Below are 20,152 nucleotides of genomic sequence, written 5' to 3' on the forward strand. Positions count from 1 at the left end.
GCTTACAATCTAAATCCCACAGGATGAAAAAAATATTATTAGTGCTTATAACCCTCCTTTTATCCCTGCCGCAATTATATGCACAGGTAAGGGCCATCACCGGCAAGGTGACGGACAGCGAAGGAGAAGCGCTCATCGGCGCCACCGTGATAGAAAAAGGCGGTGCCAGCCGCGCTATTACAGACCCGAAGGGGGAATTCAAAATGAATGTAGCCGGCCCCAATGCCGTGCTGCTCGTATCATTTATCGGGTATAACCCGCAGGAAGTGGCGGTGAAAAATCAGTCCATCCTGCGTATCACCCTCACATCCGACGCCACAAAACTCGGGGAAACGGTGATCGTCGGCTACGGCACGCAAAAGAAAGCCAGCGTGGTGGGCGCTATTTCGCAGGTAAAAGCAGAAGAGCTGCAGCAGTCTTCCACGCCTAACCTTACCAATGCCATCGCGGGCAGGGTTTCCGGCGTGGTGACGATCATGGGCGCAGGCAAACCCGGATCGGACAATGCCGAAATATTCGTGCGCGGTATGGCCACCACCAACTCCACAGCCCCGCTGGTGCTCGTGGATGGTATTGAAAGGGAATGGCGGCAGATAGACCCCGTGGATATCGAAACATTCTCCGTGCTGAAAGACGCCTCCGCTACCGCCGCTTACGGCGTACGCGGCGCGAACGGCGTTATTCTCATTACCACCAAACGCGGTGTGAAAGGGAGGCCGGTGCTGAGCATTTCCACGCAGGCCGCGGTGCAGCAGTCTATCCGCAAGCCTAAGTACCTTGGCTCGTACGACTTTGCCATGCTCACCAACGAAGCATTGAAAAATGAAGGCAAGCCGGTGGAATATACCGCCAGCGACCTGGAGCACTACCGCCTGAAGAATTCTCCTTACACCCACCCGGATAATGATTATTACAACGATTTTGTGCGCGATGCATCCTGGCAGCAGATGTCCAACATCAACGTAAGAGGCGGCAACGATGTGCTGGCTTACTTTATCTCCGCCAACCACCTCCACCAGGAAGGCCTCTACAGGGAATTCCCGAACGCGAAATATGAAACCAACTCCAACTTCGAACGGTACAGCTTCCGCTCCAACCTGGACTTCACTGTGAACCCCTCGCTGAAAGTGGGCGTAGACCTCACCGGGAGATTTGAAGTAAGGAAACAACCCAACTTCGGGGACGACCTGTACGACAAGCTGAGAAGGCTTCCGCCCAACTGGCAGTCTTACATCAACCCAGACGGTACGATAGGCGGCCGTTCCGACGAAAGCAGGCTTTCTCCTTATGCATTATTATCCCAGTTCGGGAACAGGGAACGTAATACCAACGTGCTGGAAGGCGCTTTCAAAGCCAACCAGGACCTTGGCAAGATATTGCCGGGCCTGTCTATCAGGACGCTGATCGGTTTCAACAGCAGCTACGAATCCCGCCGCGACATCGTGGAGAAGCCGGAGCTGTACGAATACAACCGCTTTGGCAATTACAGCCTGAATAAAAGTCCTACCGAAATATCCATCTCCACCGGCAGAGGCCCCGGCAGGCGCAGGCAGTCTTTCGAAGCGGCGTTAAATTACAACCGCACCTTTGGCGACGGCGACCATGCCGTGACCGCCATGGTGCTCTACCAGCAAAGCCAGTATTTCGACGAAGCGAAGATCCCGACCGGCTACCTGGGCTGGGTGGGCCGCGCCACCTATGCATACAGGAATAAATACCTGTTCGAAGTAAATGCCGGTTACAATGGTTCCATGCAATTTGAAGCCAGCAGGCGGTATGGGTTCTTCCCGGCTATGTCCGCAGGATGGGTTCCCTCTGAAGAACATTTCTGGAAAGACAATATCCGGTTTGTGAATTACCTGAAAATAAGAGGTTCTTACGGCGAGATCGGCAACGATAAGATCGGCGACTTCAGCTATCTCTACGAGCAGCGCTACCTCTATGCAAGAGATGAAGACGGCTGGCGGTATGTGTGGGGTGAAAACCCGTTTGCCGAACGCGGGATCATTGAAGGCCAGCCGGGCAACCTGCTGGTATCCTGGGAAAGGGCAAAGAAATCCAACATCGGCTTTGACGCGAGGATGTGGAATAACAAGATCAACGCCACCGTGGACGTGTTCCAGGAAAAACGCCGCGACATTCTTGCCATTCCTTATTCAGTGCCCCTGCTTTTTGGCATGAACAACCCGCAGGGTACTGCACGGTCAGACGGGCAGGGCCTGCCGCCTGAGAATATCGGGCAGGTGCTCAATAAAGGGATCGATTTTGAGCTGGGATATAATGACAGGATCGGCGACGTGAAATATTTCATCAAAGGAAACTTCACTTACGCACGCAACGTCATCGAAAAGATAGATGAAGAAGGTAAACGCTACGACTGGCAAAAGATAGAAGGCAAACGTATCGGGCAGCACTTCGGTCTTACCGCGGAAGGTCTTTATTCCAATAATGATTTTGAAAAAGACGGCAGCGGCAACCTGTTGCTGGAAGGCGGTTTCCCCGTACTCCGCAAAGACGTGCCCCTCCCATCTTTCGGCGTGGTATACCCAGGCGATATCCGTTACAAAGACCTCAACGGCGATGGCATGATAGACAGCTACGACGTGGGAGCGATCGGCAAAGGCCGCGTACCCGAATACATCTATGGCATCACGGTTGGCGGCAGCTACAGGAGTTTCGACATCAACGTACTATTCCAGGGCGCCGGCGGTGCAGACATGTACTTCCAGCAGGATGCGGTATGGGAATTCAGCCAGCTGGGCAAAGTGATGGAGCATCACCTGGGCCGTTACAATCCTGATGATCCTTCTTCCTGGGAAAATGCCACTTACCCGAGGCTGCATCCTTCAGAGAATACCAACAACCACCGCAAATCCAGCTACTGGCTGTATTCCCGGAATTACATCCGCCTGAAGAACCTGGAGGTTGGCTACAATATGTCCAAAGCTTTATTGTCCAGGGTGAAGATCCAGAGCGCGAGGATATTCGTGAACGGAACGAACCTCATCACCTGGGACAAAATGCTGAACTGGGACCCTGAATCTGCCAGTGAAACCGGCAATTCCTATCCCCAGCTGCGAACCTGGAATTTGGGTATAAAAGTGACCCTGTAAGTTTTAAAAGACCATCACCATGAAGCAATTAAAATACATACTGTTCATATTTGCCATCTCCGCAACGCTTGCGGCCTGCGTAAAAGATGGGGCGGGATTGCTGGACAAGGCGGAGTCAGGCGATCTGAACGAGGAAAGGGTATTTTCCAGCGCGAAATACACCAAGGAATTCCTCACGGATATTTACCGCCGCATCCCCTACGGCTGGGACGATAACGTATACCTCGACGCTGCTACGGACGACGGCGAATCCCGTCCCTGGTGGGGCTGGGTGAATACCGTGCACGTAGGTGCCTACAATCCTACCAGCCTGCCGGACAAATTCAAGCGCTGGGCCAACTATTACGCGGCCATCCGCGCCTGTAATCTTTTCCTGAGCAAGATAGACAATGTGCCGGTGGATCCGGAACAATACATGGCAACGGAAGAGATCAGGGACCGCCTGAAGTATGAAGCCTTTTGCCTGAGAGCTTTGTATTATACAGAACTGGTCCGCTGGTACGGCAGTGTGCCCATTATCACCACTGTGCCGGAGCGCGACGACGAAGTACTGAAATCGCCCCGCGCCAGCCTGGAAGAGATCAAAGAGTTCATCCTGGCGGATTGTGATACCGCGGCAAAGCATCTCCCTGCCCGGCAAACCGGCGTGGATTATATGCGGGTAACCAGCGGGGTGGCCAAATCCATCAAGGCCCGCCTGCTGCTGCACCTCGCAAGTCCTTTGTTCAACAGCGCCACATCCGGCCCGGCCAGTCCATGGTCATGGGGCGGTTACGACGCCAACCGCTGGAAAGAAGCAGCCGATGCGGCTAAAGCGGTGATGGACCACGTGGACGAGAACGGCGCACCGGTATATAGCCTTGTTGTAAAAACCGGCGCTAACAACTTCTTCGGCAATAAGGTGACCTATCCCGGTTCTTTGAAAGCGATCGGCTGGTACGATGTGTTCATCACCCGCGTGAATACGGAAATGATCCTGGGCTACGGAAAAAAAGGCCTGACCAACGAACTGGATAAATGGCAGCTCCCCGGCGCGATGCAAAAGGCGGGAGATGCGTCTTATACTTTACCCACATATAATTACGCCGCCTGTTTCGAGACCAAAGACGGTTACCCGGTATACCAGACAGACGACTACGGGGTGCCGTTGATGAGCAACGGCGAGTTCGTTGTAAACCCTGCTTCCGGCTTCAATCCGCAGCAACCGTATGAAAACAGGGATTCCCGGTTCTATCATTCTCTCTGGTACAATGGCGCAATGTTTGGCGGCACAACTTTTAATACCTGGAGGGCCGAAGACGGCTCCATGGGCCAGGAGTTCCTGAACGGGTACGGCCATACCGGCCTTTTCCTCCGCAAGTTCATGGACCCGAAGAACGTTTCGCTGAACAACGGTGTGACCGGCCAAACCAACCACAACTTCCCGCTTTACCGCTACGTAGAATTCCTGCTGGGCTACGCAGAAGCGATGAACGAATTCCTGCCCGACGGGGCCGCACGCACGGAGGTGATACAGGCGCTGGACCTCATCAGGGCGCGTGCAGACATGCCCGGCGTTGCCGCCACTTTCACGAAGAATGGCTGGAATACTGCAAACCAGAAGCACATGCGCAAATTCATCCGCAACGAACGCAGGATCGAACTGGCATTCGAGGAGCACCGCTTCTTCGACGTCCGCCGCTGGCTGATCGGCGAGCAAACGCAGAAAGTGGTATACGAACACGACGTCCTGAAAAAACCGGATGGTTCGTTCGTGTATTCGATAAAAGTGTGGGAGAGAAGGGTATTCCAGTCAAAGCACAACCTGCTGCCGCTCCCGCAGTCTGAAGTGAACAATAATCCCAATATGCAGCAAAACCCGGGCTGGTAACATTTAAAAAGAACTGACATGAAAAAAATACTGGTTTTACTGACGATGAGCCTGGCTGCATTCAGCAGTTGCAAGAAGGATGACTTCATGGACAGGTTTGTGCCTGAAGTGCTGTATTATGAAAAAGACAACGTGGAGAATGCTGATTTTACCGCCACCACGCTGGCTGCGGGCGTTGCCGAATGGAACGTGAAATGCAGGGTGAGCGCGCCGTCGAAGCTAAAGGAGATAAAAATGTATAAAACAGAGAAAGGAAAAAGCGAAGAACTCGTGGAAACATATACGGACTTCCAGCTCACGCCCACCGTGTATCATGTGAAATACCTGCTCAATAATATCGGTGCTGAAACCGTGATCAGGATCGATGCGGCGGATATGAAAGACCATCATACGGTCCGCAGTTTTACAATTAAAGTGACGCCATAGAAACCTGAATAAGCACAGGAAGGGCCGTCTCCGGGGGGAGATGGCCCTTTATTTTTTGCTCAATTATGTAACCGCCAAAAAACGTATTTTTATAGCACGGGAACATTCATCGACTTTATCATCATATGAAATACAGATTATTTTTGTTAACCGGCGTCATATTATTTGCCATCTCATTATATAAACTGAAACAGTCCGTTGATTTCATCAACAGGAGCGAGCGGGCCATTGGCACGGTTACATCCCTGCATGAAATCGACGGGGCCTACTCACCGGTTTTTACAGTAAAAACAAAAGATAACGCCCAGGTCATTTACCATCATGCATCGGCGACTAACCCGTCCAGCTGGGATATCGGGGAAGAAGCGATGTTCCTGTACGATCCGGGGGATCCCCGTTCTGTTGCCATGATGAGTTATTTCTGGCTTTTCAACTGGGCGATACTTTTTATGGGGATCGCCATCCCGCTGATCATTCTCGGGGCCGGTTACTATATGATCCGCCCGGTGATACAAATGCCACAGAAAGCATGACCTGTTCCGGGTGATATTTTATATTTTATTCAATGTTATACAGATGCTCATTTATCTCATTTTTATAATCGTAGGCGTATTGCTGTTAGCCTTCGCCCTGCTTGATCTGAAAGGCAGGCTGAAATTTGTAAAAAATGCCGAACGGTCTGTAGGCACCGTTTCCAGGGTTGCTGAGCGGAAAGATGATGACGGGACATATTATTCTCCTGTTTTCGAGATCAATACAAGCCAAAATGAAACGATCACCTACCGGCATGGCACGTCTTCTTCGTCCCCAAGATGGCAGGTAGGGCAGGAGGCCGTATTTATTTACGAACCCGGAAAACCAGATACAGCAAGGTTCCTGGACTACTGGGACATTTTTTGGTTCCCGTTGTGTGTGTTAGCCGTGGCTGTGGATCTGCTGGTTATCGGGTGCGGGTATTTCCTGTTGCGCGGGTACTTTGGTGGTTAGGGTGCAACAAAACCAGCAAGGGCCGTCTCCCGGAAGGAAACAGCCCTATTTTTATGAGTCTGGGAGTTAAAATGAATGATGGCCGGGTAGTCTGCTACTCCAATGCAAATTTTATCGACAGGTAGTAATGTTGATCCACCACCCGTTTGTAATAGAAATTATCTTCAGCGCTTTCATCAAGCGGGGTGTAATCTATGACCGAGAGAACCGCTCCCAGTTTTTTATCGATAGCCTTCGCAATGCCCGCCGCCTTCTCCTTACCGTCGCGGAACGCCGCTTCAACATATTTCCGTTCATCTTTCAGCGGCTTGAACTTTGAACGGGTAGCCGTGATGCTGATAACGCCGGCCCCGTTGTTGGCCAGTTTGGCCGCTTTCAGCAGTTCTTCTTCAGAGCGGGCTTCCAGCGTATATAAGCTGCCTTCCCTGTATAAATGCAGGGCCTGGAAGGCCATTTTATCTTCTTTGAACCGGCTTTCCTCTAAACCGGCGGCCTTGGCTTTAGCAAAAAAAGCATTTTTCAGGTCTTCGAAAGATTTCCTGCCTTCTATTTCACCGTAGTCTTCGGATATGGCAAAATCAACCTGGAACGATTCGATCTCCCGCTCTATTTTGGCAACGCCCCGTACTTCGATCGTCGCGTCTTTTGCCTGGGCAAAGCTGTTCAGCGCCGCCAGCGATACAACGGCGGCCAGTAATATCTTTTTCATTGGGTTTATTGTTGAGGTGAAATGATGTGTTTTAAGCAACTGCATACAGGAAGGAGGCTATGATCATCCATGCGCCTACAATGAGACCCAGTATGCCGAGCGCGCCTTGCTTCGGTGCTACTTTCTCCCTGATCCGCACGGCTTTTTCCCGGGCCTTTACGCTTTCGGAGAGGAACAGTTTATTGATGAGCGGGAAGCCGAGCAGGAATCCCAGGCAGGCTTCCACCAGGCTGCCGGCCGCCAGCGTTGCCCACCAGATGGGCGCCGATGCGATCCAGCCCATGTTCAATACGGCGGATACGATGCCCCATATCCCCCAGAAACAGAAAATGATCCCGATCCATCCCTGGTAAGGTTCCACTTTTTCCAGGAGCTCTTTTGCATTGGGTTTTTTAGATAAGATGAGGGAAGGCACAGCGATGATGCTCAGCAGGATCAGGGTAATTCCGTAGATCATAATGTTTGATTTTTTTGGTAAAAGATTGATTTTTTACGATGTTGAAACAGGCGGGAACGCTGAACTGTATTGCGTAATACGATCGTTCCCTTTTGTTGTGCAACAAAGGTAGCCCGGTACGATGGGGGCAACTACATCGTATCCAGTGAAAATCAATACCCTGTTTTCAGGGGGTTAGCTAAGGAGGCCCAGTTTGACGGCATACCTGGTGAGACCGGCCAGGTTGCGCACTTTCAGTTTCAGGATAAGGGTTTTGCGGTAACTTTCAATGGTGTGTTTGCTCAAAAAGAGCTTGTCGGCAATTTCCTGTGTAGTGTATTCTTCCGCGATCAGCTTCAGTACGTCCTTTTCGCGGGAGGTGAGCATTTCGAGGGTTTCTTTTTCCTTGTTGAAAACGCTGTTGAGATAACCTTGCTTTACGGCTTCTGAAAAGTATTTTCCGCCTTTGAGGATCGTTTTGACCGCTTCCATCAATTCACCGGAATCCGCGTTCTTCGATAAAAAGCCGTCCACATTATGCTGCACCAGCGCGTCGATCATATTACTGTCCGTATGCATGCTTACCACCAGCGTGCTTATTTCCGGCCTTTTTTCCTTGATGTGATTATTCAGCGTGATGCCGTCCACATCCGGCATGCTGATGTCCGTGATCACCAGGTCCACCTGCTCTTCCGGGTGCTGATCCAGGTAATTCATGACCAGCTTCCCGTTATGGGCGTAATACAGCACATGGAGGTCCGCCTCTTTTTCAATTAACCTCATGAGTCCTTCCAGGAACAGCTTGTGATCGTCTGCCAGGATAATATTATGCTTCATACGATGCTGGTTTTAAGGGTATTTCAATGTCAATTACCGTGCCTTTCGAAGGGAATGAATCAATGGAAAGTGTACCACCGAATAACTTTAACCGCTCCTGTATGTTCTGAAACCCAATGCCCTGGCGTGTTGTGGCGGTGGAAAAGCCTTTGCCGTTGTCTTCAAACAGCAACTTCAGCATTCCATCGATCTGCGTCAGCTGGATCTCGACTTTCGTTGCCTGGCTGTGTTTTTGTGCATTGGTGATCAGTTCCTGCATTATTTTATAGATTTCGACTTTCAGCGTAGTGCCGATCAGGTCTATTTCTTCGGGGGGATAAGCCTGGAACGAAATCCTGGCGCTCCCGGGAACATCAAATTGCCTGAGATAGCCGGCGATCAGCTCCGTAAATCCGGTGTTGCTGAATTTTTGCGGGATAAGATCGTGCGAAAGGTCGCGCACCTGGTGGTAAGTGTCATCCACCTGCTGTATCAGCTCTTTTAATCCGTTTGCACTGGCTGGGTTCGAAAGCTGGAGCTTGATGGCGGCCAGGTTGCCGCCGATGCTGTCGTGCAATTCTGTCGCGATCCGCTTCCGTTCCTGTTCCTGTCCGCTTACGGAAGCTTTCAGCAGGGCCAGCTCTTTATCTTTTAGCAGCGCTGTGATCTTTTGCTGGTTCATTTCTTCCATGGTGGCATTCAGCCGGCTTTGAGCCTGCAATTTTTGATAATACATATACAGCAGCCCGATCACGGGCAGCAGGATGGCGAGGAACCCGATCAGCAGGCTGTATTTGACCGTTTCCTGGTGGTTCAGCTCATTTTCCTTGTTCAGTATCTCCTTTTCTTTCTGTGCGGTCTGGTATTTTATTTCAAGCTCGTTGATCTCTTTTTTGTTCTGCATGTCCAGCACTTCGCGGGAAACGCCCATGTACTGCGTCATAAGCGCATAGGCATTTTTGTAATCGCCGGTTACGGCATACAGGTTGCGCAGGCTGTTCAGTACTTTCAGCTGCGCTTTCAGGTCATTCCATTGGATAGTGTTCGTATAAACCATGGAGAGCAGCCCTTTTGCATTCTCGTAATCTTTCTTTGCGATCAGCAGGTCGCCCAATCGCTGGCCTGCGCTGATATAGATATCGAAGAACTGCTGCTGCTGCGCGCTGTTCTTCACTTCGTTGTAAATGGAAAAGGCTTCTTCAGTATGTTGATTAAGTTCAGCAATGATCCCCAGGGTTAGTTTCGTCTGCAACTCGTTCTTCACCTGGCGCGACTCCCGGAAAAACGCCAGCGCCTTTTCAGCGTACTGTTGCGCAGGCCCCAGTTCTTTCCTGTCCAGGTAGATCGCGCTCAGTTGCTTATATACGATATGTTTCAGCTGCTCGTCGCCGGATGTTGCCAGCAGTTCGTTGTATGCCGCAATAGCTTTTTTCTGCTCATTACGCGCGAAATATACATTGGCGATGCCCAGCCTGTTGTCGTTGACCGCTGCGTTGTTGCCCAGTGATTCCGCTATCCTGGCGCCTTCCAGGTAAAAACGCAATGCTTCTTCATGCAGTCCTTTGTCTTGATAAGCCTTTGCCAGGGTATGAGATAAAGTAGCCTGATATGTAAGCCTGTCGCGGGACGCAAACGTACTTTTGCCCAGGTCGCTGATCAGCTGCTGTGCGTAAAAAATAACAGAATCCGTGGTGCCATGGTCGGTATGGAACGTCAGCAGGGGTTGTGCCGCCAGCATCTTTTCTTTGAAGCCGCCGGCAAGTTCCAGTTTCTGCAATAAAGAGTCAGGCGTTTTTATGGGAATGTCTCCATATCCCGTAAAGCTGTCCTGGCTTTGGGCAAAGCAGGAAAGAGAGGCCATCAGCATGCAAAAAAGCAGCGCCTTTTTATTCATTTCTCGCAATACCATTTTCAGTCTTTCCATTTGCCGGTAAGTTTCTTTTGATCCAGCACTTTCGCCGCAGTGCCCGCCAGGCAAAGAAAGCAATCGTGGCAGTAGATCATTTTTTTTTGTTGAAAGATAAAGGTTTTTTGGTTTTCATGATCATACAGGCATGTCCCACACTATGTGAGTTGCTGGCTGCTTATATGAAAGGGAATAATTTTTTATTTTAGTCCTTAAAATCAAGCCACGATGAGCAAAGCGCAGTTTTTCCGGCAGGTCAGCATGTACCACCCGCTTTCGGCAGCGTCGGAGCAGGCTTGGGGGGAATTACTAAAAGAAAAGACGTACCGCAAAGGCGAGCTGCTGGTGATGGAGGGCCAGGTGCCGCGCAAGTTTGCTTTTATCTGCCGCGGATTGGCCTACCAGTCCTATCTGCCGCCGGAAGGCGAAATGATCATTAAATACTTTTTTCCTGAAAACCGCCTGGCAGCATCGGTTTCCGCAACCATGACCGGTACCCCGAGCAAGTTCGCCATCACAGCTATTGAGGATACTACTGTGCTGGAATATGATTTCAGTGCGTTTAGAAAACTGGTGGATACCCACCAGGATATTGCCCTGTTTTACATTAATTACCTGGAAAAGCACTGGGTAGTTGAAAAAGAACCGCTGGAAATTGCTTTCCGGTCAGACACGGCGGCCGAGCGTTACCGGCAATTCCTGCTGTCGCACGGCCAAATACTGCCGCGTCTGAAAAAGTACCATATTGCCTCCTACCTGGGAATAACACCTACCCAGTTGAGCCGCATCATCAGCGGTAAATAATTTTTCTGTTTCTCAACATTTGTAAATTTTTTTCCGGCCCGGCTTTGCGAATTTAGCATTGTCGAAGCCGGTCTGGGTCTGCAATATCCGGCCATTGCGAATACTATAAAAGAAAAAATATGAGTTCAAAAAAAGTAGATGATTTCCTGGCAAAGCTGGATCATCCGTTAAAAAAGGAGCTGGCAGTACTGCGGGATACGATTATGAAAATACATCCCGGAATTACAGAAGATGTGAAGTGGGGCGGTCCCAGCTTTTATTACAAGGGAGACATTGCCACTTTCAGCCCGCGCGTGAAAGATACGATAACGCTGGTCTTCCACCAGGCAGAAGGGCTGACCCCAGGCACAGTGCTGGAGCCGGCGCCCAAAGGTAAAGCTTATGCCAAATTCAAAAGTATGGCTGAAGTGGAAGCTAAACGCAAAGATCTTCAGACTGTCATTAAACAATGGATCAAATTCATGGATAAATCAGATTAACTAAGTTTAGATTGCTAAAAACGAAAGACCGCTCGCGTTGAATAGTCTTTCGTTTTTAGCAGTACCGTGAACGAGGGGTGTTCAAACACTTGTAATCGGTTCGTCACATCTTGTGGAGAGAGGGGGCGTCAAACCGGGTTTTGAATTTACCCTTTATAATTGGGATCAAATTCCACGATCCATTCAATGCCATATTTGTCTCTAAACATCCCGGCGTAAGTATCCCAGGGACTGTCGCCAATTGCTCCTTCTACATCTCCGCCAGCCGATAGCCCGTTAAATATTTTGTCTGCTTCTTCGCGGCTTTCGGCAGCCACTACAATTTTAGACCTGTTTTCATTTTCGTTTACACGCCCCATAAATTCGGGCACATCGTTGGCAATCAGTACATTGTTTTTGCCAATAGGCAAAGCAATATGCATTAGCTTATCTGCTTCACGCTCAGGTACCTGGAATTCATCGCTTGCCAGGTCTTTAAAACGGACGATCTTTGTGAACTCGCCGCCAAAAACTGATTTGTAAAAAGTGAATGCTTCTTCGGCATTTCCGTTAAAGTTGATCCACGGGTTAATTGTTCTCATGATTTTTATTTTTAGATGTGATTGAAAGATTTTCTTTTATTATTTCTATGATAAATTGGCCAACAGGTCTTCCAGGTTTTTTAGTGTCATGGTGAACCCGATCTTAAAGCCCTCTAATAATTTTTCCATCCGTTCGAACGACTCGTTAAAAATGGTAATGTGTACTTTGGTGATGCCGTTTTGCTCGCTGAAATTATAATCCCATTCAGAACCCGGCAGTTCACGATTTTCGTCTTTATCTGCAAACGCGCTGTACATCTTAAAATTGGTCTTCGGGGTGATGGATGTAAATTCCTGTACCGACCAACGTTCCTGTCCATCAGGGCTTATCATCGCGTAAAAACGCCGCCCGCCGACTTCAAAATTCATATACTTGGTTTTGGCACGCATGGGCGCAGGCGCGCTCCATTGGTCCAGTAATTCTGCTTTGGTAAAAGCATCCCATACCAACGCTTGATCGGCATTAAATTCCCTTGTGATAAATACCATTTTCGCTGCCTTATCAACGCTAAAATCAAATAGCAAATCGTTGTTCATTATTTCTGTTTTTTAATTGTTGATAATAGATTGTCAAGCTGGTTAAATTGCTTTTCCCAGTTATGCCTGAATTGAGCTAGCCAATGGTCAAATTCCCGCATTTTTTTGGCGTTGAAGTGGTAATATATTTCTCTGCCCTTTTGTTCGGGCTTAATCAGATCGCATTCATACAATACTTTAATATGTTTTGATACCGCCTGCCGGGTCATATCAAATTTTTCGGCCATAGCATTTGGTGTTAATGCCTGGATAGCGACTAAAGTTAAAATAGCCCTGCGCGTTGGATCTGCTATGGCCTGGAATATATCTTGTTTCATTGTTGAGCATTAATTGAGCAACCCTCAGGTTGCAAATATATATGCAACTTTTGAGTTGCGCAAATATTTTTTGCGGTATGGCCTGTCTTACGGCGAGGTCGCTGCTTTAACGGGTGATAAAATTGTTTTTGAAGGAGTGCTAAGAAAAACTGGGGTTGCTTGATATTAATGAGGAACCTGGTGATTAATTTGGAAGCAGACGTGTTAGTTGCACTGATTAAAAAAAGAATGCTTTAAATTAAAAAGGGTTGCTCTTCTCAGAACAACCCTTTTCCCTTTTGTACCGCGTACGGGAGTCGAACCCGTCATTCCTCCGTGAAAGGGAGGCGTCTTAGCCGATTGACCAACGCGGCATTCCCTCATTTGGGATTGCAAAGGTATAATCCATTTCGATATTTCCAAAATAAATTTACTTAACCTAAATACCTGTTGATTAATCCCCGCCAAGCTCGTAATTTTGCTTTTCAATTTTTCATCTACAAACTACAGTGNCCCTCATTTGGGATTGCAAAGGTATAATCCATTTCGATATTTCCAAAATAAATTTACTTAACCTAAATACCTGTTGATTAATCCCCGCCAAGCTCGTAATTTTGCTTTTCAATTTTTCATCTACAAACTACAGTGTAAAATGGGAACTTCTCTCAAAATTGGTATTAATGGTTTCGGCCGGATCGGCCGTTTGGCGTACCGTCAAATTTACAATATGCCCGGCATCGATGTGGTGGCGATCAATGACCTGACAAGCCCCGCGGTTTTAGCGCACCTGCTGAAATACGATTCCGCACAAGGTAGATTTGGACAGGAAGTGAAGCATAGCGACAATTCTATCACTGTAAACGGTGATGAAGTGAAGATATACGCGCAGAAAGATCCCTCCCAGATTCCCTGGAAAGACCACGGAGTGGACGTTGTGCTGGAATGCACCGGCTTTTTCACCGATAAAGCAAAAGCTGAAGCCCACATCACCGCAGGCGCCAAACGCGTTGTGATCTCCGCTCCCGCGACAGGCGACCTCAAAACCATCGTTTTCAACGTAAACCACGATATCCTGGATGGCAGCGAAACCGTTATCTCCTGCGCTTCCTGCACCACCAACTGCCTCGCCCCCATGGCGAAAGTGCTGAACGATAAATTCGGCATCGTGACCGGTCTCATGACCACCATCCACGCTTACACGAACGACCAGAACACCCTCGATGCCCCCCATCCGAAAGGTGACCTGCGCCGCGCACGCGCTGCCGCAGCCAACATCGTTCCCAACAGCACCGGCGCTGCCAAAGCCATCGGCCTGGTACTGCCCGAGCTGAAAGGCAAACTGGACGGTAACGCACAACGCGTTCCCACCATCACCGGCTCCCTCACCGAACTGACCACCGTGCTCAGCAAAAAAGTGACCGCCGAAGAGATCAACGCTACCATGAAAGCCGCTGCCAATGAGTCTTTCGGCTACACCGAAGACGAAATCGTAAGCTCAGACATCATCGGCATCAACTTCGGCTCCCTGTTCGACGCTACCCAGACCAAGGTAATGACCCAGGGCGACCTCCAGCTGGTGAAAACCGTTTCCTGGTACGACAATGAAATGAGCTACGTATCACAGCTGGTACGTACCGTTAAACATTTTGCAGGACTGATCAGCAAATAAGCGGGTCTTACAGATATTACCAACCCTCCGCGATAAGCTGTTCCGCAGCCTACCCGGAGGGTTTTTTTCTTACCTTCCTAAAACCTCCACATCATGAGCAAGTTCTCCGATCATAATTTCAAAGGCCAGAAAGCCCTTATCCGCGTTGACTTTAACGTTCCCCTGAACGAGCAGCTGGAGATCACCGACGATACCCGCATGCAGGCCGCGGTGCCCACTATCAAAAAGATACTGGCAGACGGCGGTTCCGTGATCCTCATGAGCCACCTCGGCCGCCCGAAAGACGGCCCCACCGATAAATATTCCCTCAAACACCTGGTAAACCGCCTCGTGAAGCTGCTGGGCGGCGCCACCGTGAAGTTCGCGGAAGACTCCATCGGCGAAGTGGCCGAAAAAGCCGCCGCCAACCTGCAACCCGGCGAAGTGCTGCTGCTGGAGAACCTCCGCTTCCATAAACAGGAAGAAAAAGGGGATAAGGCTTTTGCCGAACAGCTCTCCAAACTCGGCGACGTATACGTGAACGACGCCTTCGGCACCGCTCACCGCGCCCACGCCTCCACAGCCGTGATCGCGGAATTTTTTGCGGCGGACAAAAAAATGTTCGGCCTCCTGATGGAAGCTGAAACCACCAGTGCCGAAAAAGTGCTGCACAGCGCGGAAAAACCTTTCACTGCCATCCTCGGCGGCGCCAAAGTGAGCGACAAGATCCTCATCATTGAGAACCTGCTGGCTAAAGCCAACAACCTCATCATCGGCGGCGGCATGGCTTATACTTTCCTGAAAGCCCAGGGCAAAGAGATCGGCAACTCCCTCGTGGAGAACGATAAGCTGGACCTGGCGCTGGAATTGCTGGCCAAAGCAAAATCCCTCGGCGTGCAATTGCTCATCCCCGAAGATTCGGTAGCGGCGGACAAATTTGCCGCAGATGCCAACACACAGCAGGTTTCCAACGACAACATCCCCTCCGGCTGGATGGGCCTCGACATCGGGCCGAAATCCATCGCGAAGTTCAGCGAAGTGATCGCCGCTTCCAGGACCATTCTCTGGAACGGGCCTATGGGCGTGTTTGAAATGCCCGCTTTCCAGGCCGGCACCAAAGCCATTGCAGACGCCATCGTGAAAGCTACTGCCAACGGGGCTTTCTCCCTGGTAGGCGGCGGCGATTCCGTGGCCGCGGTAAACCAATTCGGCCTGGCGGATAAAGTGAGCTACGTATCCACCGGCGGTGGCGCCATGCTGGAGTACTTCGAAGGAAAAGAATTGCCCGGCATCGCAGCGATCAAATAATAATTACGTTCCGTAACATAAAAAGGCGCCGCGATTGCTCGTGGCGCCTTTTTCGTTAATACTGTACTTGCTGCGGCAGGTATTATTTTTTGCTTCCTTCCGCAAAATATTGGTGGAAGTACGGGATGGTTTCGATGCCTTTGTAGAAGTTGGCCAGGTCGTACTTTTCGTTGGGTGAATGCAGGTTGTCGCTGTCCAGCCCGAAGCCCATCAGCACCGTTTTCAGCCCCAGCACCTTTTCGAATAATGCGACGATGGGAATGGAACCGCCGCCGCGCATGGGTATCGGCTCTTTCCCGAAAGTAGCTGCAAAGGCCCGGTTGGCGGCCTTGAACGCCAGGTGATCCGTAGGCGTTACATAAGGAGCCCCGCCATGGTGCGCGGTTACCTTCACCTTCACGGATTTCGGCGCTATTTTTTCGAAATGCGCTTTGAACAGGTCGGAGATCTTCTCCCAGTCCTGGTTGGGCACCAGGCGCATGGATATTTTCGCGAAAGCCTTGCTGGGCAGCACGGTTTTGGCGCCTTCGCCGGTGTAACCGCCCCAGATGCCGTTCACTTCCAGCGTTGGCCGGATGCCGGTGCGCTCGATGGTGGTGTAGCCTTTTTCGCCCCAAAGTTCGTCCACGCCCAGGTCTTTTTTGTATTCAGCTTCGTCGAAAGGAGCCTTGTTCAGGCCCTCGCGCTCCGCTGCGCTCAGTTCCAGCACACCGTCATAAAAGCCGGGTATGGTGATGTGATTGTTTTCATCATGCATGGAAGCGATCATTTTGGCGAGGATAGTAGCCGGGTTGGCCACCGCGCCGCCATAAACGCCGGAGTGCAGGTCGCGGTTCGGGCCGGTCACTTCCACTTCCATGTACGCCAGGCCGCGCAGGCCGGTATCGATGGAAGGCGTGTCCAGGCTGATCATGGAAGTGTCTGAAATGAGCACCACATCTGCTTTCAGGCGCTCTTTATTTTCATTCAGGAAAATACCGAGGTTGTTGGAACCCACTTCTTCTTCCCCTTCGATCATGAATTTCACGTTGCAGGGCAGCGTGTTGGTTTTGATCATGGTCTCAAAAGCCTTCACATGCATGAAGAACTGGCCTTTGTCGTCGCAGGCGCCACGGGCGAAGATCTTGCCGTCTTTGATCACCGGCTCAAACGGGGGGCTGGTCCAGAGGTCCAGCGGGTCCGGCGGCTGCACGTCGTAGTGGCCGTAAACGAGTACGGTAGGGAGGGAAGGATCGATGATCTTTTCGCCATATACGATAGGATGGCCGGCGGTAGGGCATACTTCCACTTTTTCCGCACCGGCTTCGGTGAGTCTTTGTTTTACGGCTTCCGCGCAGCGCTTCGTGTCTTCATTATGCCGGGAATCCGCGCTAACAGAGGGGATTCGCAACAGTTCCAGCAGCTCGTTCAAAAAACGGTCTTTGTGCTGGGCCTGGTAATCTTTCCAAACTTGCATGATTGAGCTATTAAACGTTCACAATGGACGCAATTTAAAGGAAATTGCACTACCGGCCTTACCATGCAAATAAAAAAAAGGAAGCGCGTTGAAGCGCTTCCAATCCGGTATGAGATATAGGGAGAACGATTTTACGAGATCAGTTTCTGCCGCAGCAGGAACTCCAGCTTTTCATTCACGTCCAGCAGCTTTTCGGTCAGTTCCCTGTTTTCCTTGCGGAGCGCGTACACTTCATACGCCTTTTCTATATTATGGCGAAGCTCCTCGTCGTTCCAGGGCTTGGAGAAATATTTGTAAACCTGTCCTTTGTTGATGGCGTCTATCACGGCATTGATATCCGCATAGCCGGTGAGCAAAACTCGTATCGGTTCCGGGTATTTGTTGAGAATACTCTCAAAAAATTCGATCCCCGTCATTTTGGGCATACGCTGGTCCGATATAATGATGTGAAAATCATGATCTTCCAGCAATTTATAAGCATCATCCGCAGATTCAGCCGTCTGAACCGTATATATCCTCCTGAACGATGCTTTAAATGCATTCAGGTTATGTATTTCATCATCGATATAGAGGATGTGAATGTGTTGTGCACTCATTATAACGAAGTAGACTTAATGTAAGTTAATAAAAATAAATGAGTTAGAAACAACGGAACTGTTACGCAAGTGTAAAAACCGGAACACAGGCATGGCATTCTCTAAACTTCTGTCCGTAATGTCAAAATTCACGTCCATCCACGGGAAATCTGCACCAAACATAGATATTTTTTAACATTCGGATTTCAACTTTCTGCTGACCGGCAACATGTAATTCGTAACCGCTGGAAGTTGACGGGTAACCGTTATGGTTTGAACCTTGTTTTGCGCTTTCCGTTATTTCTTGTAGGTTTGGTGGTACCCATAACCCAACATTATTAAAAAAAGATAGAATATGAAAACTGGAATCATTGTAATCATTGTCCTGGTACTCCTGGGCTTTTTCGGTTGCAGCAAGTACAATGGATTGGTGAAGAAGGATGAAGTGGTGCAAAAGGCGTGGGGTAATGTTGAAACGCAATATCAGCGCAGGGCCGACCTGGTTGATAACCTGGTAAGCACCGTAAAAGGTTCTGCCGCTTTCGAGCAGGAAACGCTCACCAAGGTGATAGAAGCCCGTTCCAAGGCTACTTCCGTTCAGGTCAACGCAAATGATCTGACGCCTGAGAAGATCCAGCAGTTCCAGCAGGCGCAGGGTGAATTAAGCGGGGCGCTCAGCAGGCTGCTCGTTTCCGTTGAAAAATATCCTGAGCTGCGCACTACCGAACAGTTCCAGACGCTCATGGCTCAGCTGGAAGGCACGGAGAACAGGATCGCGGTTTCCAGGAATGATTTCAACGGCGCCGTAAATGAATTCAACAGCAGCGTGCGCACGTTCCCGAACAATCTCATTGCGGGCCTCGGCGGATTTAAAGCCAAAGGCTACTTTAAAGCGGCCGAAGGCAGCGAAAAAGCGCCTAAAGTCCAGTTCTGATCCGTTAACGCATAGAGCACGGCTGGTTTTGCCCGCCGTGTTCTATATGTTATACAATACCCCTTTGAAATGAAATTATTTTCTTTCAATAAAAAAGAGCTTTTCTCCGAACCGGAAAAAGAACGGCTGGTACACGCCATCCGCCAGGCGGAACGGCTCACCTCCGGCGAGATCCGGCTGTTCGTGGAGAGCCGCTGCGAATACGTAGACCCGATGGACCGCGCCCGGGAAGCCTTTGTGGCCCTGGGTATGGATAAGACCAAACAACGGAACGGCGTGCTGCTGTATATCGCCCTGCGCGACCACCAGTTTGCCATCCTTGGCGACCAGGGCATTCACGAGAAAGTGGGGAACGACTTCTGGCAGAAAGAAGCCCTGCTGCTCAAAACACATTTTTCCTCTCACAAGATCATTGAAGGCATAGAAGTATGCGTGAAAGAGATCGGCGAATCCCTGTATCATTATTTCCCCTACGAATCCGGCGACCAGAACGAACTGCCGGACGATATCGTGTTCGGGAAATGATCAACGCAATGATTCATAAGCAATAAACAATGAAGTTTACCCGCTGGTTACTATTATGGGGTCTGATACTGACAGGATGGAGCGCTATTGCACAACAGATCCCGCAAAAACCTGATCCGCCGCGCCTCGTGAACGATTACGCAGGCGTATTGCTCCGTTCCGAAGTTGACGAACTGGAAAGGAAGCTGGTGGCTTATGACGACAGTACTTCCACGCAGATCGCGATCGTGCTGGTGAAAACCCTCGGCGGTTACGACATTGCCGAATACGGCCTGAAGATTCTCCGCGAATGGGGTATCGGCGGGCAGAAGAACAACGGCGTGCTGATACTGGCGGCGATAGACGACCGCAGGGTAAGGATAGAAACAGGCTACGGCATGGAGGGCGCAGTGCCCGATGCTGTTGCCTTCGGCATTATCAATGAAGTATTAAAGCCTAATTTCCGCGACGGCCACTATTACCAGGGGCTGGAGCAGGCTACAGATAATATCATATCGGCCGCGGCAGGCGAATACAAAGGCGTGCCGCGCAGCACCAAAGGCGGCAAACCCGGCGGCGGCAGCATTTTCGGGATCATCATCCTGATACTCATTATCCTGTTCTTCGTAGGCCGCGGCGGTGGCGGCGGCAGAGGCGGCGGCAGGGTGATCAGCCGCAGGGGCGACAGCGTATTCGGCGGCATCCTTGGCGGAATGATCGGCAGCGCCCTCGGTGGGGGCGGCGGTGGCTGGTCCGGCGGCGGCGGC

The 20,152-nt window shown here is 50.3% G+C and carries 21 protein-coding genes and 1 tRNA gene; 12 read left to right on the plus strand and 10 right to left on the minus strand.

The features are described 5' to 3' along the window. The first annotated feature begins 23 nt into the window (after positions 1–23). From R3I13_RS09580 to R3I13_RS09600, 5 genes are all read left to right on the plus strand, one after another. A complete protein-coding gene (locus R3I13_RS09580) occupies positions 24–3,113 on the plus strand; it encodes a TonB-dependent receptor (RefSeq protein ID WP_346317710.1) in 3,090 nt (1,029 codons plus the stop codon). A gap of 19 nt (positions 3,114–3,132) precedes the next feature. Then, positions 3,133–4,983 (plus strand): RagB/SusD family nutrient uptake outer membrane protein, encoded by a 1,851-nt coding sequence (locus tag R3I13_RS09585; RefSeq protein WP_346317711.1) that lies wholly within the window; start codon positions 3,133–3,135, stop codon positions 4,981–4,983. 18 nt (positions 4,984–5,001) lie between these two features. Further along, a complete protein-coding gene (locus tag R3I13_RS09590; RefSeq protein WP_346317712.1) occupies positions 5,002–5,409 on the plus strand; it encodes a hypothetical protein in 408 nt (135 codons plus the stop codon). Between the two features lie 125 nt (positions 5,410–5,534). Then, on the plus strand, positions 5,535–5,942 hold the full coding sequence (locus tag R3I13_RS09595; protein ID WP_346317713.1) for a DUF3592 domain-containing protein: 408 nt from the start codon (positions 5,535–5,537) through the stop codon (positions 5,940–5,942). 43 nt (positions 5,943–5,985) lie between these two features. Beyond that, positions 5,986–6,396, plus strand: a complete 411-nt coding sequence (locus tag R3I13_RS09600) for a DUF3592 domain-containing protein (RefSeq protein ID WP_346317714.1) — start codon at positions 5,986–5,988, stop codon at positions 6,394–6,396. Positions 6,397–6,490: 94 nt separating this feature from the next. Here the strand turns inward: R3I13_RS09600 and R3I13_RS09605 are convergent, their stop codons facing one another. The 4 genes from R3I13_RS09605 to R3I13_RS09620 form a co-directional block, all read right to left on the minus strand. Beyond that, positions 6,491–7,105, minus strand: coding sequence for an SIMPL domain-containing protein (locus R3I13_RS09605; protein WP_346317715.1), 615 nt, complete (start codon positions 7,103–7,105; stop codon positions 6,491–6,493). A 31-nt stretch (positions 7,106–7,136) separates the two neighbouring features. Next, positions 7,137–7,562, minus strand: a complete 426-nt coding sequence (locus R3I13_RS09610) for a hypothetical protein (RefSeq protein WP_346317716.1) — start codon at positions 7,560–7,562, stop codon at positions 7,137–7,139. Between the two features lie 174 nt (positions 7,563–7,736). Next, complete coding sequence (locus tag R3I13_RS09615; protein ID WP_346317717.1) at positions 7,737–8,378, minus strand: response regulator transcription factor; 642 nt, start codon at positions 8,376–8,378, stop codon at positions 7,737–7,739. After that, on the minus strand, positions 8,368–10,281 hold the full coding sequence (locus R3I13_RS09620; protein ID WP_346317718.1) for a sensor histidine kinase: 1,914 nt from the start codon (positions 10,279–10,281) through the stop codon (positions 8,368–8,370). Before R3I13_RS09620 ends, R3I13_RS09615 begins: the two co-directional genes overlap by 11 nt. 210 nt (positions 10,282–10,491) lie before the next feature. Here R3I13_RS09620 and R3I13_RS09625 point away from each other — a divergent pair, with 210 nt between their 5' ends. After that, positions 10,492–11,067 carry a Crp/Fnr family transcriptional regulator gene (locus R3I13_RS09625; protein ID WP_346317719.1) on the plus strand — a complete coding sequence of 192 codons (576 nt, stop codon included), beginning with the start codon at positions 10,492–10,494 and terminating at the stop codon, positions 11,065–11,067. 119 nt (positions 11,068–11,186) lie between these two features. Further along, entirely contained in the window at positions 11,187–11,546 is a 360-nt protein-coding gene (locus R3I13_RS09630) for a DUF1801 domain-containing protein (protein WP_346317720.1), read from the plus strand. A 146-nt stretch (positions 11,547–11,692) separates the two neighbouring features. On the opposite strand, the gene R3I13_RS09635 is transcribed toward R3I13_RS09630, so the two are convergent. From R3I13_RS09635 to R3I13_RS09650, 4 genes are all read right to left on the minus strand, one after another. After that, positions 11,693–12,127, minus strand: coding sequence for a VOC family protein (locus R3I13_RS09635; protein WP_346317721.1), 435 nt, complete (start codon positions 12,125–12,127; stop codon positions 11,693–11,695). Between the two features lie 45 nt (positions 12,128–12,172). Beyond that, complete coding sequence (locus R3I13_RS09640; protein WP_346317722.1) at positions 12,173–12,664, minus strand: SRPBCC domain-containing protein; 492 nt, start codon at positions 12,662–12,664, stop codon at positions 12,173–12,175. Further along, positions 12,664–12,981: a metalloregulator ArsR/SmtB family transcription factor gene (locus R3I13_RS09645; protein WP_346317723.1), complete on the minus strand. Its 318-nt coding sequence runs from the start codon at positions 12,979–12,981 to the stop codon at positions 12,664–12,666. The genes R3I13_RS09640 and R3I13_RS09645 overlap by 1 nt, the downstream gene beginning before the upstream one ends. A gap of 281 nt (positions 12,982–13,262) precedes the next feature. After that, positions 13,263–13,334 (minus strand) — tRNA-Glu (locus R3I13_RS09650). 278 nt (positions 13,335–13,612) lie between these two features. On the opposite strand from R3I13_RS09650, the gene gap reads away from it, so the two are divergent. Together gap and R3I13_RS09660 are read left to right on the plus strand one after the other, a co-directional pair. Further along, positions 13,613–14,629 (plus strand): type I glyceraldehyde-3-phosphate dehydrogenase, encoded by a 1,017-nt coding sequence (gene gap / locus R3I13_RS09655; RefSeq protein WP_346317724.1) that lies wholly within the window; start codon positions 13,613–13,615, stop codon positions 14,627–14,629. A 93-nt stretch (positions 14,630–14,722) separates the two neighbouring features. Beyond that, complete coding sequence (locus R3I13_RS09660) at positions 14,723–15,916, plus strand: phosphoglycerate kinase (RefSeq protein ID WP_346317725.1); 1,194 nt, start codon at positions 14,723–14,725, stop codon at positions 15,914–15,916. 82 nt (positions 15,917–15,998) lie between these two features. Here R3I13_RS09660 and R3I13_RS09665 read toward each other — a convergent pair whose 3' ends face one another. Then, positions 15,999–17,372, minus strand: coding sequence for a dipeptidase (locus tag R3I13_RS09665; protein WP_346317726.1), 1,374 nt, complete (start codon positions 17,370–17,372; stop codon positions 15,999–16,001). A 131-nt stretch (positions 17,373–17,503) separates the two neighbouring features. Continuing rightward, on the minus strand, positions 17,504–17,968 hold the full coding sequence (locus tag R3I13_RS09670) for a response regulator (protein WP_346317727.1): 465 nt from the start codon (positions 17,966–17,968) through the stop codon (positions 17,504–17,506). Positions 17,969–18,302: 334 nt separating this feature from the next. Between R3I13_RS09670 and R3I13_RS09675 the strand changes: the two genes are divergently transcribed. From R3I13_RS09675 to R3I13_RS09685, 3 genes are all read left to right on the plus strand, one after another. Then, entirely contained in the window at positions 18,303–18,881 is a 579-nt protein-coding gene (locus R3I13_RS09675; protein WP_346317728.1) for a LemA family protein, read from the plus strand. Positions 18,882–18,950: 69 nt separating this feature from the next. Next, positions 18,951–19,406, plus strand: a complete 456-nt coding sequence (locus R3I13_RS09680) for a TPM domain-containing protein (RefSeq protein ID WP_346317729.1) — start codon at positions 18,951–18,953, stop codon at positions 19,404–19,406. A gap of 29 nt (positions 19,407–19,435) precedes the next feature. Next, positions 19,436–20,152, plus strand: a 717-nt coding sequence (locus tag R3I13_RS09685; protein ID WP_346317730.1) for a TPM domain-containing protein, incomplete at its 3' end; no start/stop codon positions are given.

Origin of the sequence: Chitinophaga sp. YIM B06452 (genome assembly GCF_039655965.1) — a bacterium.
Classification (GTDB): Bacteria; Bacteroidota; Bacteroidia; order Chitinophagales; family Chitinophagaceae; genus Chitinophaga.